The following is a 13,661-nucleotide window of genomic DNA, read 5'->3' on the forward strand; positions in this document are numbered from 1 at the left end:
TGCTGTTTTTAAGGGTTATTTTTTCAGTTCTTTCAATGCGATCTGTGCGGCTTTCTGCTGGGCATCTTTCTTGCTTCTTCCTTTTGCCTTCGCGATCGTTTTACCATCGAGTGTCACAGCGATCACGAACTCTTTTTTATGGTCAGGACCGGAAGCGTCAAGCAGCTCATAGGTCGGAGTGACACCGTGTGTCGCCTGGGTAAGTTCCTGCAACGCTGTTTTAAAGTCTTTTGAAAGAGAATCAAGATCGATCTTTGGATGGCACGCTTCTATCAGTGCCACAGAGATCTCTCTGGCTTTCTCCAGGCCGGCTTCAAGATAGATCGCTCCGATGACTGCCTCAAAGGCATTGGAGAGCAGTGAAGGCTTATCTCTTCCGTTATTGTTCTCTTCGGCTGCCGAGATGTAGATATACTCTCCCAGCTTGATCGATCTGGCAATTAACGTAAAACCCCGTTCATTGACCAAAGAGGCTCTGATCTTTGAGAGTACACCCTCATCAGAGTTTTTAAATTTTCTGAAAAGATACTCTCCGACGATCAGGTCGAGAACAGCATCTCCCAGGAACTCGAGCCGCTCATTATTGTAAGGCTTTTTATAACTTTTGTGCGTTAAAGCCTCAATAATCAATTGCTTGTTTTCAAATGTATAGTTCAGCCTATTTTCCAGTTGACTGTAATGGCTCATAAGATCTCCTATTTTAGTGATTGTTGTATACGTTCTGCTTCACCCCGTGCAAGGTCATCACAACGTTCATTTTCCGGGTGTCCGTCATGACCCCGTATCCAGGTTCCGTGTACGTGATGCGGTCCTGCAGCCTCGAGATAGGCTTCCCACAAATCGACATTCTTTACCTTTTTAAATCCTCTTGCTTTCCATCCTGCCAGCCACTCATTGATCGCTTTTACCACATAGGAGCTGTCAGAGACCACCTCTACTCTGCAGGGTTCTTTCAACAGTTTAAGTCCTTCAATGACAGCACGCAGCTCCATCCTGTTGTTGGTAGTGTGGTCTTCTCCACCTGCATACTCTTTGCGTTTGCCTTTATACTCAAGTATGCCTCCATATCCACCGGGACCGGGATTTCCCAGGCTTGAACCATCAGAATAGAGAGTAATCTGTTTTCGGGTCTGATTTTGCAATGTGTTCCTCAACTTCTACTGTGTGTAGTGCCATACAGTTCGGACAACGTTTAAATGATATAGGAAAACTCTGTTTGCATTTACTACATAGGTAGGTAAAATGCAGGTCTCCCTCGTTAAAACCGTTTTGTTTGGCGGTGGCCAGCATATCCAGCGCGAATATCCCGCTTTCCGTCTCCGGCTCCAGTGTATACCCTTTGGCATAGTAGAGTGTTTTTAGTTGTCTATTTTGTGCAATTATATCCAAACTCAGTTGTGACTGGGGTAAGAACCAAAGGATGTCAATAAGCTCTTCGATACGTGATCTCTCTATCGCCTGCCATGCCGCCTGGGTATCGAGACGGAACAATACTCCGATAATCTCCCGATAGAGTTTAGGCTCATTTTTCAGAAGCGCTAAAAGCTCTACCACTTTTTGCTCTTTTGAGAGCGTTTTGTCTGCAATGAGCTGTGAGAAGGTAAGAAAGGTACGGAGCGGCTTTGTCTCTTCTCCCAGAAGTTCCAGCGGTTCGAGTATCTCGGCGGCCTTTGTGTACTCCTGCATCTTTTCAAGGACGACCTCCAGCATATAAAGCGCCTCTACCGTACGCGGTTTTTTACGTAGAATCTCTTCAAAAATCATCTTGGCACGTTCTAAAAAACCGGCATGAAAGTAGGTCTTGCCCAGCTTCCCCATCAGTTCGAGTTTTGAACCCTCTTCTTCTCTATTTTTGATAAGGTAGAGATAGATATTGATCGCTTTATGGTACTCCCCTGTATTATCAAATGCCTGTGCGAGCAGTGCAAGAGGTTTGAGCATGTGGGCATCAAAGGGCATAGAGGCTGTATCAAGCAGACACTCCGTGGTATCAAATTTTTCTAAAAATTTCAAGAGATTTCCCTGCTCTTTCTGCTGTTTATAGAGTCCCCATGCATAGGTGACCACTGAGATGATCAGTGCAATCACAATGATCAAGAGTATACTGAAAAGAGGGTCATTGTATGCCGGTAAAATATTTTCCAAAGTGGTCCTTCTTTTTCTCTTGTATGAAATAATAAAAATTGTTCTAGATTATAGCAAATTAGATATAATGCCACTATGATTGATAATGCCTCCATAGAGTCCCTCAAAAACAGTATCGATATTGTAGATGTCATCGGAAACTACCTGGAACTGAAAAAAGCCGGTGCCAACTATAAAGCAAATTGCCCTTTCCACGGAGAGAAGACCCCTTCTTTCGTGGTAAGTCCCACCAAACAGATCTACCACTGTTTCGGGTGTGGAGCAGGGGGAGACAGCATCAAATTCGTGATGGAGATGGAGAAACTGAGTTATCCCGAAGCGATCGAAAAATTGGCTTCAATGTACAACTTCTCCCTGCGTTATACCAAGGGAAGTTCGGACTATAGCGATGCGAAGCGCGTACTGGAAAATATACAGACCTGGTATGTCAAAAATCTCGATCAAAATCATACCGCACAGAGGTACCTTGTAGAGAGAGGTATCAGTGCCTCGTCTATAGAGAAGTTCGGTATCGGTTATGTTCCTTCGGGTATGCAGGTGATGCAGTTCCTGGATAGAACGATGCTTCCCAAACCTCAGGCTGCAGAAGCGGGGGTGATCGCACAGGGTGAGAGGGGGGAGTACTATGCCAGGCTGGTGGAACGGATCACTTTTCCGATCTATTCCCCTGCGGGATCTATCGTAGGATTCGGCGGACGAACCATCACCAACCACCCGGCAAAATATATCAACTCTCCCCAAACCAAACTCTTCAACAAATCCAGACTGCTTTACGGCTATAACCTGGCAAAAGAGAGTATCTACAGCAAAAAGCAGATTATCGTCTGTGAAGGGTACCTGGATGTCGTGATGTTCCATCAGGCAGGTTTTGGCAGTGCAGTGGCTACCCTCGGTACGGCATTGACCACCGAGCACCTTCCTCTGCTCAGAAAGGGTGAGCCTAAAGTGATACTGGCCTATGACGGTGACAATGCAGGGGTGGCAGCCGCACTCAAAGCCTCTATCATGCTTTCCCAGGCGGGCTTTGACGGAGGTGTAGTGCTCTTCCCTGACGGTCAGGATCCCGCAGATCTGATCGCGAAAGGGCAGAGTGAAAGTGTCGCCAAACTTCTGCGGGAATCCAAACCGTTGATCCCCTTTGTGATCGAAAAAACGATAGAGTCTTATGATCTTTCAAATCCGCGTGCGAAAGAGGCGGCTTTTGGACAGACCAAGCAGTTCTTGGACGGACTCAGTCCGATCATCAAAGATGCCTATATCCCACTTGCTGCAACACAGCTGGGGATCTCTGCCGCACTCTTTGGACAACAGACCCAAGCTTCCAGAGCCAAAGAGAGCTTTACGCAGCAAAAAGATGATATTGCCCAGTTGGGTATCCTGAAAACCGTGCTTGAGAAACCGGATCTCATTGGGTCTGTACTCGATGTCATAGATATAGAGATGTTCGGGTATTATGCCCCTCTATTCAGTGCCATACTCAATGGAGCCAAGGAAGACCCGAGACTGATGAGGATACTCATCGATGAGAGTATCCAGGTAATGAGCGAAGAGGAGCTTGAACAGTTCTTACGCACTTTTCTGATACGTCACTATGATAGAGAGCTGAAACGTATCGTTGCAGATCAACATATCCCTTTTGCCAAAAAGAGTTTTCTCATACGCAAGATCAAAACAGATATTATCCCCCGGCTAAAGCGTGGAGAACTTGTCGCGTATGATAAAGATCTCTTCTCCTAGCAGCACAATAGACTATTTTATTTTACTGATATAGGCATCCGAAAAAACCTTTCGGTATGCAGGAAGCAGTTTTTTAAGATGTCCTTTGTTCTCAGTCGGCAGGGTATAGACGTAGATGAATCCATCTGTTTTATCGGTAAGTACGGTTTTTTTGAGTGCAGGGGTGAAGCGATCGATCGTATCCGAAAGCTGTAGTTCGCTTTTGAGGTTAAAAACGCCAAGCCTTACGGTAAACGTAGATGATGAGAAGAGGAAAGTGGAAAACAGAAACGGTATGAAGATAATTCGCAACATAAAAACTCTTATAATAATTTGATTTAGAGTTGAAATTATAGTGTAAAAAAAAGTATTTGTAAACGATTTGATTTAAATGAAGTAGTTGGTGACCCCTAGGAGACTCGAACTCCTGTAACATGGATGAAAACCATGGATCCTAACCGCTAGACGAAGGGGCCAACACTATTAAAGTTTAAACAAGTTAAAATGGTGACCCCTAGGAGACTCGAACTCCTGTAACATGGATGAAAACCATGGATCCTAACCGCTAGACGAAGGGGCCACAACAACTTGTGGACGGCATTATATAAACTTAAAGCTTAATATTATCTTAAAAAAACTATGATTCTTAAAAAAAACAGGAAATAAAATGAAAAAATATCGATTTTTATGGGTAATGATGACACTCGTGTGGATAGAGGGGTGTGTACAGAGTGTCTATACCAAACAGGATTCGGCACTGATCGTCTTTAAGACACCGACATTCAGATATGCGGATATGGGGTTTATCTATCAGGGGAAAGAAGAGCTCAAGGTTGAGATATACAGCAGCGGCAGAGCACTTACATCGTTGCATATATCCCGCGGAGAGGTCTGCATGAGCAGGTTTGAGTGTATGTCGGCAGCCAAGTTCAATGCCCGGATCCTAAGCCGTCACTATCCTGATACATTGTTGGGTAATGTATTTGGCGGTAAGCCGATTTTTGGCAAAGAGGGGATAGAGCTAAGTCGTAACGGCTTTACACAAAAGCTTTTCAAAAGCGGCAAATACGATATCGAGTACACTGTTTTAAACCGCGAGATTGTATTCCGTGATACAATAAACGATATTTTAATCAGAGTAAAACAACAAGGATAGACAAGCGTGAAAAAATTTGTAGGTGCACACGTAAGTGCAAGCGGCGGTGTAGAGAATGCTCCGCTTAATGCCATGAAGATCGGAGCAAAAGCCTTTGCCCTTTTTACCAAAAACCAGAGACAGTGGAAAGCGAAGCCGCTGGAGACCAAGACGATCGATGCGTTTCAGAAGAACCTGGAGGCTTCGGGTATCCTGCCGAAACATGTTTTGCCGCATGACTCCTACCTGATCAACCTGGGGCATCCCGAAGTAGAAAAACTGGAAAAATCACGCGATGCCTTTATCGATGAGTTGGAGCGTTGCCGGATCCTTGGACTGGACAGGCTGAACTTTCACCCCGGGTCACACCTGGTGAAGATCCCGAAAAGAGACTCCCTGTATGAAGAGAAACTGCTCGAAGCAGAACTGGGTTGCCTGGATGTCATTGCAGAGTCCCTGAACAGGGCAATAGAGGCTACAAAAGATTCTGAGGTCAAATTGGTGATCGAAAATACTGCCGGTCAGGGGAGTAACCTGGGGTACAGGTTCGAACATCTCGCACATATTATCGATAGAGTAGAAGATAAAACGCGTGTGGGTGTCTGCCTGGATACCTGTCACACCTTTACTGCAGGCTATGATCTGCGTACGCGTGAAGCATATGATCAGACGATGGGGGAGTTTGACCGTATCGTAGGTGCAAACTATCTGATGGGAATGCACCTCAATGACTCGAAACCGCCGCTTGGATCACGTGTAGACAGACACCACTCTTTGGGACAGGGGGAGATCGGCTGGGATGCCTTCAGATTTATCATGAATGACAGCCGCATGGATGATATCCCGTTGATACTGGAGACGATCGACGAGTCGATCTGGGCAGAGGAGATAGAAGCACTTTACCGTCTGGTAGAGTAGCCTCTATGGAGTTGTGTAAGTTTTTCGGTAAAGTTTACACAAATTCATAAAAGGGTGAATATATCACAAGGAGGGAAAATGAAAATGGTAAAAGGTTTGGCACTCAGTGCCGCAGCGAGTTCATTGGTTTTGGCCGGCGGGTATAAGATCCCTGAACAGTCTATCAACTCCATGGCACTTGGAGCAGCCTATGTGGCACATACGATGGGGGCCGACAGTGCCTACTACAACCCTGCGAATATGAGTTTCATGGAGGATAAAAGCTATCTGGAAGGGGGTGTAACTCTGGCACATCTTCCTTCCAATACATACAGTTTGGTAGAACCTTACTCCGGGGAGTCGGAAGTCGAGGACCTGCCTATCCCTTATCTCCATTATGTGGGCAAGCCGATGGGTGATTTCAGATGGGGTGTGAGCCTTACCGTGCCGGGCGGCTTGACCAAGCGATGGAAAGAACAGCCCCAGAAGTCTTTTGCCGAGGAGTTCACACTGAAAGTGATCGAGCTTAACCCAAGCCTCTCTTACAAAGTTGCTGACAATTTCAGTATAGGCGGCGGGCTCAGAGTGATCTACAGTGAAGGTGTGGTCAAGAGCAGCGGCGAGGTATCAAGGGATATGGAAGGCGATACGGTTGAATTCGGGTATAACCTTGCCATGAGCTATAAACCGACTTCGGATGTTACTCTGGCAGCGACCTACCGGTCGAATGTCGATCTGGAAGAGGAGGGAAGTGCCAAACTCTATTCGGGTGATACCCTTGCGTATGATGGTCCGGCAAGCGTAGCTGTCCCTCTGCCTGCGGCACTCAACCTGGCGATATCGAAGAGCTGGGAAGAGAGATTTACCCTGGAGTTTGTCTATGAACGCACCTTCTGGTCAGAGTATGAAAATCTTGACTTTGAATACGGAGGAGCTGATTTGGGAGGGTTAACCCCTTATTTTGACAGGCCGATACCTAAAAACTGGAAAGATACCGATACATTCAGGCTCGGGGCAACGGTGAAGATGGATAACAAGATTACGGCGATGTTCGGATTTGCGATAGATGAGACGCCTGTACCGCTTGAGACACTCGGGTTTGAACTCCCTGACAGTGATGCAAAGATCTTCTCTATGGGGTTTAGATATCAGCAGAGTGAACAGCTCTCCTGGGGTGCATCATTCCTTTACGATTCAAAAGAGTCGATCTCTGTGCCGGCGGGTATCAATGATAACCCGGTTCTTGCCTATGGCGGAAGCTTTCACGAAGGCGGTGCCTTCCTGACTACTGTAGGTATCGCATACGAGTACTAAGATGGGATACAGTTTTAACAATTTCTACGAACTGATTGTGAACCATGGAGCAAAGTACAAACGCAAAACAGCTCTTTTTGTCGATGATGAGAAGATCACCTATGCAGATATTTTGCACAGGGCAGATACTTTGGCGGCATTTTTGGCATCCCGGGGGGTAAAAAAGGGTGACAAGGTTGCGCTCTTTCTGAGAAACTCTCCCGAGTTTGTCTATACGATCTTTGCCGTCTCCAAGCTTGGAGCAGTCGTTGTCCCGGTCAATACCTTTTTGAAAGAGGAGGAGCTCTCCTATATCCTGGAAGATAGCGGCAGCAGTGTATTGGTCACTTCGATGATCCATGAAAAGGTTGTCGGGGCAAGCAGTGCAGAAGCGCTGTGTAACTTTATTGTATGGGAGGGGGATACCTTTGAGTACAGGGAAGGGAAACACCACGGTTTTGAGGAAGCTTTGAGCTATCCTCAAGGTATCCATGCAGATACCCGTGGACTTAAGGAGACTGCAGTCATCTTCTATACCTCGGGAACCACAGGTAAACCCAAAGGTGCGATGCTCTCACATCAAAACATCTTCTCCAACGCTATCAGCGGGATCCGGCATATCAATGTAAACCCAAAAGACAGAGGGATCGTATTTCTGCCGATGTTCCACTCTTTGACCTTCTCCATCGGGATTATCCTGCCTTTGTATGCAGGTGCCAGTATTGTGATCATCAAGTCCCTGAAGCCGTTTTCAAATATCTTCAAACAGACATTGATGAAGCGGGTTACCCTCTTCTTCGGGATCCCTGATGTCTATAATGCACTCGCCAAAGCGAAGCTTCCCTGGTACTTTATGTGGTTTAACAACCTGCGTGCCTTTATTTCGGGTGCAGCTGCACTGCAGCCTAAAACACTCGATGCGATGGCAGAAAAGTTCAAGCGTGCAAAGCTTCTGGAAGGGTATGGTCTCAGTGAGGCAAGTCCGGCAGTCTGTATAAACAGGCTTGAGAAACAAAAAGCTGGTTCGGTCGGAACCGCACTGGCAGGGTATGAGATGAAAGTAGTGGATGAGAATCTTGTGGAACTGCCGAAGGGTACGATAGGGGATATTATCGTCAAAGGTGACAATGTCATGCAAGGATACCTGAACCGCCCGGAAGCAACTGCAGAGACGATAATCAACGGATGGCTGCTTACAGGAGATATGGGATATATCGATGAGGAAGGGTATCTTTTCATCGTGGACAGAAAAAAAGATCTGATCATCTCCAAGGGGATCAATATCTATCCAAGAGAGATCGAAGAGGTGATCGACAGCTTTGAGGGGGTCAGTGCCTCTGCTGTGATCGGTATCGCTGATGAGAAGAGCGGAGAGATACCTGTAGCCTATATCGAACTTGAAGAGGGTGTTGAGAGTATCGATGAAGCTGCCCTGAAAAAATACCTGCGGGAACATCTGGCAAACTTCAAGGTACCAAAGCAAATCTATATTATCGAAGCGCTTCCCAAGAATGCCACAGGCAAGGTACTGAAGCGTGCTCTCAAAGATAAATTGAAAGAAGAAGCGTTATAGAGATGAAAGCGATCATTAATGCCCGTTTGATACTTGATGACAGCATTGTCGAGAAGAAGGTGCTGCTCTTTGACAGAAAGATCATCGGCATCACGGACCATCTGCCTGAAGGTGCAGAAGTGATAGATGTCAAAGGTGCCTATGTAAGTGCAGGGTTTATTGATCTGCATATTCACGGGGCAGGCGGAGCGGATGTGATGGACGGTACTCCCGAAGCACTCGAGACGATCTCTACGACACTGCTTCAGACCGGTACCACCTCCTTTTTGCCTACGACAATGACGATGTCAACCGAAGCGATTGACACCGCTTTACACAATCTCAAATCGTGTCAAGAGAGCGTAAGCGGTGCGCAGATACTCGGGGTTCACCTGGAAGGGCCCTTTATCAATGCCTCAAGGCATGGTGCACAGGATGAATCCTATATCCAAAAGCCGAACCTTGATCTGATAGGTGAGCATATGGAGGTGATCAGGATGATCACTCTGGCACCTGAAGTAGAGGGGGCTGAAGCGTTTATACGGTATCTCACAGAGGTGTATCCGCATATCATCCTCAGTGTGGGACACTCCGATGCAAGCTATGAGCAGTGTAAAGAGAGCTTCGGATGGGGAGTCTCCCATGCCACGCATCTCTTTAATGCCATGAACGGATACCATCACCGGGAACCGGGGATCATTGGGGCAGTATTTGAGAGTGATGTGACCTGTGATATCATCCCCGACCTGGTCCATACCCATCCGAGCACTTTGGAGTTGACCTACCGAGTCAAGCAGGAGAAACTGATCCTGATCACCGATGCGATGAGAGCAGGGTGTATGAAGAACGGTCTTTATGATCTTGGCGGGCATCAAGTTGTCGTGAAAGAGGGAAAAGCGGAGCTTGAAGATGGTACACTGGCCGGATCGGTACTGCGTCTTAACGACGGGTTGCGCAAAATGATGGCACACACTTCGATGTCGCTTGTCGACGTAGTCAACAGTGTGACAAAGATCCCTGCACGCAAGCTGGGTGTTACGAAAGGTGAATTGCGTCCAGGGTATGATGCGGATATAGTCATATTTGATGAAGATTTCAGTATCATAGCAACAGTAGTAGCCGGAGAGCTAAAGTATACGAGGTAATGTAATGTTTGGATTTTTAAAACGTAAACAGAGAGAGATTTTTGCACCCGTTGACGGGCAGGTGGTCGCACTTGATCAGGTGGATGATGAGGTCTTTTCCCAAGGTCTGGCAGGTGACGGTGTCGCGATCAAACCGGTCTCCGATACTTTTTGCGCACCGATCTCGGGCAGAGTGACTAAAATCTTCGGAACCAACCATGCCTACAGTATCAAGAGCGATAAAGATCTTGAGGTGATGGTACATATCGGTCTGGACACTGTCAATTTGAAAGGCGAGGGATTTGAACGCCTTGTCGAAGAGGGTGATCGTGTGGAAGCGGGAGATCCTGTCATCAAGACGGACCTTGCTTATCTCAGCAAACATGCCAAAGATACGATAACCCCTATTCTTATCACGGATGAGAGTGATGTCAAAAGTATCGAGAAAAAACTGAAGATCGTTAAATGCGGCGATCTAATCATGGAGGTGAACTAATGCCAGAAGGTGATAATCTTTACTACTATCTTGCCTATGCGATCATTGTGATCATTTTTATCGTTGTCCTGAAGACACCCAAAAAAGAGAAGGGAAATGCGTCTAAAAAAGGACCTGTTTCCACCTCTAAGAAGTTTAATAAAAACCTGGAAGAACAACAAAACAGCACAAAGGATATCTAATGGCCTACAAAGAACTAAATCCTGAAGAGGAGTATGTGATCCTACATAAGGGGACAGAGAGACCCTTTACCGGAAAATATTTTGACAATAAAGCAGAGGGGCTCTACAGGTGTAAACAGTGCGGTACACCGCTTTTCAAGTCTGATGCAAAGTTTGACAGCGGAACCGGGTGGCCGAGTTTTGATGATGCGATTGAAGGTGCCGTTAAGGAAGTCCCGGACGCGGACGGCAGACGGGTAGAGATCGTCTGTGCCAAGTGCGGCGGGCACCTTGGACATGTCTTCAGAGGGGAAGGATTTACTTCCAAACAGACAAGACACTGTGTCAACTCGATCTCACTGGACTTTGAAGCTGAATAACACGATCCACTATATCTTTGTCGTAGACCCGATGTGCTCCTGGTGCTGGGGATTTCACCCGGTGATAGAGGAGATGAGAGGGAGATATCGCGGGAGATATGACTTCTCCTTGGCCGTTGGAGGACTGCGCACCAAAGGGGCGATGCAGTGGGATGCGCCCACAAAAGCCAAGCTCAAGGCGACCTGGCAACAGGTTGCCGATGCTACCGGACAAGACTTCACAGACAATCTATTTCAACGTAATGATTTTGAGTATGATACCTACCCTGCATGCAAAGCAGTCGTGACGGTACGTGAACTCTGGGGAGATGATGCATCGTTTGCATACCTTGGTAGGATACAAAGGGCTTTTTATCTCGATGGAGCGGATATTACAAGGCTGCAGACGTTGAAATCATATCTTGATCCTGACAGAGAGGAGGAGTTTTCCACCTTTTATAGGAGCGAGCGGGCAGAGGTATTGATGCGTCATGACTTTTCCAAAGCACGCTCTATGGGGGCCAATGCTTTCCCTTCGGTAGTGAAGATTGATAAAGATGGTCACATGGTATGTAAAAAAGGGTATCAACGTATGGAGGATATACTTTAAAATAGTACTTTCTGATATAATGAGTATTCATACCATTTTAAAGGAGGAAGATAGAATGGGAAAGCATTATGATCTGATCGTCGTCGGGGGTGGACCCGGTGGTATCGCTTCAGCAGTGGAAGCCTCTATATTCGGACTTCAAAAGATACTCTTTATCGAAAAAGGGGATAATCACTCTCAAACTATCAGACAGTACTACAAAGACGCGAAAAGAGTGGACAAAGACTGGCAGGGACAAACCGTCGATATGGAAGGAAACGTTGAGTTCTTTGACGGTACCAAGGAGAGTACCCTGGAGTACTTTGAACTGCTGCTTGATGATGAGAAGATCGATACGCTCTTTGAGTGTGAGGTTGACAGGGTCATAAAAGAAGAGGATCTCTTTTCAGTGGTGACGCCAAAAGGCGACTTCACTGCTCCCAATGTCATTGTCTCTATCGGTCGTATGGGTAAACCCAACAAACCTTCCTATAAGATCCCGGCCTCTATCAAAAAAGTGGTCAACTTCAATCCTTATGAGTGCCGCGGTAATGAGAAGATACTGGTAGTCGGCGGCGGTGATTCAGCGGTAGAGTATGCCTGTCAGCTGAGCACGATCAACAACGTGACACTCTCCTATCGGAGGGAGAGCTTTGCAAGGATCAATGATATCAACCGGGAGATGGTCGAACGTTATGACCAGGAAGAGCGCCTGCGTGTCCGTTACGGTATCGATATAGACTCCATTGAAAATGCGGAGGGGAAGGTCAAGGTTAACTACAACAACGGCTTTCATACCATCTATGATAGGGTGATCTATGCGCTGGGAGGTACCACACCGGTTGATTTCTTCAGAAAGAGCAATATGGTGCTCGATGAACATGACCTGCCTGTGATCAATGAGAAGTATGAGACCAGTGTCAAGGGACTCTACACTGCAGGGGATATCGTCTATAAAAGCGGCGGTTCTATCGCAATGGCGATCAACCATGCCTACCATATCCTGAAGGATATTACCGGAGAGGATGGAGGCATGGGATAACGTTTGTATCTATCCTTTGCGTTAGATATATCTCTTGAGAAAAAGGAGGGGATGCTCTCCTTTATCCCAAAATGCTTCACTCTTCGGAAGCAGTGGATGCCTAGCTACTCTTCTTTCCCTCCCTGCCTATAAAGCAGCAGAAAAAATCACAAAAGTCATTGCATCTCGCTAGAGGAAGATCACTGATAAAATCCTTTGAATTGTTAGCGTATGAAAGTACGCAAATAACGGAAGGTTTAAGATGGATATAAGGTATTGTTATGTATCTTCGGATAAGGGAAGGGACATAATAAATATTAGGAAATACAATGAAATTTATACAGTCTTTGACCATAGTGTTGCTGACGGTAGGATGTGCTGTGACAGGCAGTATATCGGGGGAACTTCTACATGGACCTGTTGTAGAACATTCAGACACTGCTTCCAAAAAAGTATCGGTGGTTTTTTATCGGGAAAATAGCAATGATACAAAAAACGTACCGACGGTATTTGTTGATGATCAGGTTGTCGCTTCATTTTTACCGGGAGAATACAGACAGATAAAGATATCTCACAATAGCGTGAAACTCCGTGTGGCAACAAGAGGAGAGGTTGTATCCAAGGGAGCATCACAAGTACTTCATCTACCTAAAAATTCCATCACCTACGTAGAGATCCTGAAAACAAATAACACGCTTTTTTCTTCGAAAATTGTCACTGAAGATCAAGGGAAAAAAGCGCTTCAGAAGCTGGATCGAACGAGTAACATCATCAATCGTTATGTAAATAGATCCACGTTGCGTACAGACCTTCTATTTGGATTTAACAGTGCCAAATTGCGCGCTTCGGCCTATCCGGAACTGGATAAACTGGTGCACAAGATCAAAACGCATACCAACCAAACCGACAGTATCAAAATCGCAGGGCATACCGACAGGATAGGAGACGCAGGGTTCAACAAAAAACTCTCTGTAAAACGTGCGAAAGCAGTGGCTAACTATTTTGCTAAAAAAGGGATGAATCAATCCATAGAGATAAAAGGTTATGGTTCGGAAAGACCGGTAACAACAAATTGTAAAGGGGAGCTTTCTCCTAGACTTATCCAATGTCTGCAGCCTGATCGCAGAGTAGAGATTGAGTATTAAAGACCATAGAGAATAGTTCCAGGAGAAA

General features: G+C 46.1%; 16 protein-coding genes and 2 tRNA genes. 12 read left to right on the forward strand and 6 right to left on the reverse strand.

What is annotated here, in order from left to right:
- Positions 1-15 precede the first annotated feature (15 nt).
- From rnc to AC4JOV_RS00930, 3 genes are read right to left on the reverse strand one after another with little or no spacing between them, the layout of a single operon-like run.
- On the reverse strand, positions 16-687 hold the full coding sequence (gene rnc, locus AC4JOV_RS00920) for a ribonuclease III (protein ID WP_229936996.1): 672 nt from the start codon (positions 685-687) through the stop codon (positions 16-18).
- Positions 688-695: 8 nt separating this feature from the next.
- Entirely contained in the window at positions 696-1,142 is a 447-nt protein-coding gene (rnhA, locus tag AC4JOV_RS00925; RefSeq protein ID WP_229936995.1) for a ribonuclease HI, read from the reverse strand.
- Positions 1,102-2,145, reverse strand: a complete 1,044-nt coding sequence (locus AC4JOV_RS00930) for a tetratricopeptide repeat protein (protein WP_229936994.1) — start codon at positions 2,143-2,145, stop codon at positions 1,102-1,104. The genes rnhA and AC4JOV_RS00930 overlap by 41 nt, the downstream gene beginning before the upstream one ends.
- Before the next feature lie 75 nt (positions 2,146-2,220).
- Between AC4JOV_RS00930 and dnaG the strand changes: the two genes are divergently transcribed.
- Entirely contained in the window at positions 2,221-3,882 is a 1,662-nt protein-coding gene (gene dnaG / locus AC4JOV_RS00935; protein ID WP_229936993.1) for a DNA primase, read from the forward strand.
- A gap of 12 nt (positions 3,883-3,894) precedes the next feature.
- Here the strand turns inward: dnaG and AC4JOV_RS00940 are convergent, their stop codons facing one another.
- The 3 genes from AC4JOV_RS00940 to AC4JOV_RS00950 all read right to left on the reverse strand — a co-directional run bounded on the left by AC4JOV_RS00940 (position 3,895) and on the right by AC4JOV_RS00950 (position 4,441).
- Entirely contained in the window at positions 3,895-4,176 is a 282-nt protein-coding gene (locus AC4JOV_RS00940; RefSeq protein ID WP_229936992.1) for a hypothetical protein, read from the reverse strand.
- Positions 4,177-4,262: 86 nt separating this feature from the next.
- Positions 4,263-4,337, reverse strand: a tRNA-Glu gene (locus AC4JOV_RS00945).
- 29 nt (positions 4,338-4,366) lie between these two features.
- Positions 4,367-4,441, reverse strand: a tRNA-Glu gene (locus tag AC4JOV_RS00950).
- A gap of 87 nt (positions 4,442-4,528) precedes the next feature.
- On the opposite strand from AC4JOV_RS00950, the gene AC4JOV_RS00955 reads away from it, so the two are divergent.
- From AC4JOV_RS00955 to AC4JOV_RS01005, 11 genes are all read left to right on the forward strand, one after another.
- Positions 4,529-5,017: a hypothetical protein gene (locus tag AC4JOV_RS00955; protein ID WP_229936991.1), complete on the forward strand. Its 489-nt coding sequence runs from the start codon at positions 4,529-4,531 to the stop codon at positions 5,015-5,017.
- A gap of 6 nt (positions 5,018-5,023) precedes the next feature.
- Positions 5,024-5,914, forward strand: coding sequence for a deoxyribonuclease IV (gene nfo, locus AC4JOV_RS00960; protein WP_229936990.1), 891 nt, complete (start codon positions 5,024-5,026; stop codon positions 5,912-5,914).
- Positions 5,915-5,992: 78 nt separating this feature from the next.
- On the forward strand, positions 5,993-7,207 hold the full coding sequence (locus AC4JOV_RS00965; protein WP_229936989.1) for an OmpP1/FadL family transporter: 1,215 nt from the start codon (positions 5,993-5,995) through the stop codon (positions 7,205-7,207).
- Position 7,208: 1 nt separating this feature from the next.
- Positions 7,209-8,759 carry a fatty acid--CoA ligase gene (locus AC4JOV_RS00970; RefSeq protein ID WP_229936988.1) on the forward strand — a complete coding sequence of 517 codons (1,551 nt, stop codon included), beginning with the start codon at positions 7,209-7,211 and terminating at the stop codon, positions 8,757-8,759.
- A 2-nt stretch (positions 8,760-8,761) separates the two neighbouring features.
- Positions 8,762-9,883 carry an N-acetylglucosamine-6-phosphate deacetylase gene (gene nagA / locus AC4JOV_RS00975; RefSeq protein WP_229936987.1) on the forward strand — a complete coding sequence of 374 codons (1,122 nt, stop codon included), beginning with the start codon at positions 8,762-8,764 and terminating at the stop codon, positions 9,881-9,883.
- Positions 9,884-9,887: 4 nt separating this feature from the next.
- Entirely contained in the window at positions 9,888-10,358 is a 471-nt protein-coding gene (locus AC4JOV_RS00980) for a PTS sugar transporter subunit IIA (protein WP_229936986.1), read from the forward strand.
- A complete protein-coding gene (locus AC4JOV_RS00985; protein WP_229936985.1) occupies positions 10,358-10,540 on the forward strand; it encodes a hypothetical protein in 183 nt (60 codons plus the stop codon). Before AC4JOV_RS00980 ends, AC4JOV_RS00985 begins: the two co-directional genes overlap by 1 nt.
- Positions 10,540-10,899 carry a methionine-R-sulfoxide reductase gene (locus AC4JOV_RS00990; RefSeq protein WP_229936984.1) on the forward strand — a complete coding sequence of 120 codons (360 nt, stop codon included), beginning with the start codon at positions 10,540-10,542 and terminating at the stop codon, positions 10,897-10,899. Before AC4JOV_RS00985 ends, AC4JOV_RS00990 begins: the two co-directional genes overlap by 1 nt.
- Positions 10,862-11,488 carry a DsbA family protein gene (locus AC4JOV_RS00995; protein ID WP_491522167.1) on the forward strand — a complete coding sequence of 209 codons (627 nt, stop codon included), beginning with the start codon at positions 10,862-10,864 and terminating at the stop codon, positions 11,486-11,488. Before AC4JOV_RS00990 ends, AC4JOV_RS00995 begins: the two co-directional genes overlap by 38 nt.
- A gap of 55 nt (positions 11,489-11,543) precedes the next feature.
- On the forward strand, positions 11,544-12,509 hold the full coding sequence (locus AC4JOV_RS01000) for an NAD(P)-binding domain-containing protein (protein WP_229936983.1): 966 nt from the start codon (positions 11,544-11,546) through the stop codon (positions 12,507-12,509).
- A 308-nt stretch (positions 12,510-12,817) separates the two neighbouring features.
- Positions 12,818-13,633 (forward strand): OmpA family protein, encoded by an 816-nt coding sequence (locus AC4JOV_RS01005; RefSeq protein ID WP_229936982.1) that lies wholly within the window; start codon positions 12,818-12,820, stop codon positions 13,631-13,633.
- Positions 13,634-13,661: the final 28 nt, after the last annotated feature.

The sequence above is a fragment of the Sulfurovum sp. MH2-6 genome (genome assembly GCF_058374785.1).

What these genes read in the sequence shown, in the direction of transcription:
- rnc (WP_229936996.1), bottom strand. Translation starts at nt 687, where the DNA reads ATGAGCCATTACAGTCAACTGGAAAATAGGCTGAACTATACATTTGAA.
- dnaG (WP_229936993.1), top strand. Translation starts at nt 2,221, where the DNA reads ATGATTGATAATGCCTCCATAGAGTCCCTCAAAAACAGTATCGATATT.
- AC4JOV_RS00940 (WP_229936992.1), bottom strand. Translation starts at nt 4,176, where the DNA reads ATGTTGCGAATTATCTTCATACCGTTTCTGTTTTCCACTTTCCTCTTC.
- AC4JOV_RS00955 (WP_229936991.1), top strand. Translation starts at nt 4,529, where the DNA reads ATGAAAAAATATCGATTTTTATGGGTAATGATGACACTCGTGTGGATA.
- AC4JOV_RS00965 (WP_229936989.1), top strand. Translation starts at nt 5,993, where the DNA reads ATGAAAATGGTAAAAGGTTTGGCACTCAGTGCCGCAGCGAGTTCATTG.
- AC4JOV_RS00970 (WP_229936988.1), top strand. Translation starts at nt 7,209, where the DNA reads ATGGGATACAGTTTTAACAATTTCTACGAACTGATTGTGAACCATGGA.
- nagA (WP_229936987.1), top strand. Translation starts at nt 8,762, where the DNA reads ATGAAAGCGATCATTAATGCCCGTTTGATACTTGATGACAGCATTGTC.
- AC4JOV_RS00980 (WP_229936986.1), top strand. Translation starts at nt 9,888, where the DNA reads ATGTTTGGATTTTTAAAACGTAAACAGAGAGAGATTTTTGCACCCGTT.
- AC4JOV_RS00985 (WP_229936985.1), top strand. Translation starts at nt 10,358, where the DNA reads ATGCCAGAAGGTGATAATCTTTACTACTATCTTGCCTATGCGATCATT.
- AC4JOV_RS00990 (WP_229936984.1), top strand. Translation starts at nt 10,540, where the DNA reads ATGGCCTACAAAGAACTAAATCCTGAAGAGGAGTATGTGATCCTACAT.
- AC4JOV_RS01000 (WP_229936983.1), top strand. Translation starts at nt 11,544, where the DNA reads ATGGGAAAGCATTATGATCTGATCGTCGTCGGGGGTGGACCCGGTGGT.
- AC4JOV_RS01005 (WP_229936982.1), top strand. Translation starts at nt 12,818, where the DNA reads ATGAAATTTATACAGTCTTTGACCATAGTGTTGCTGACGGTAGGATGT.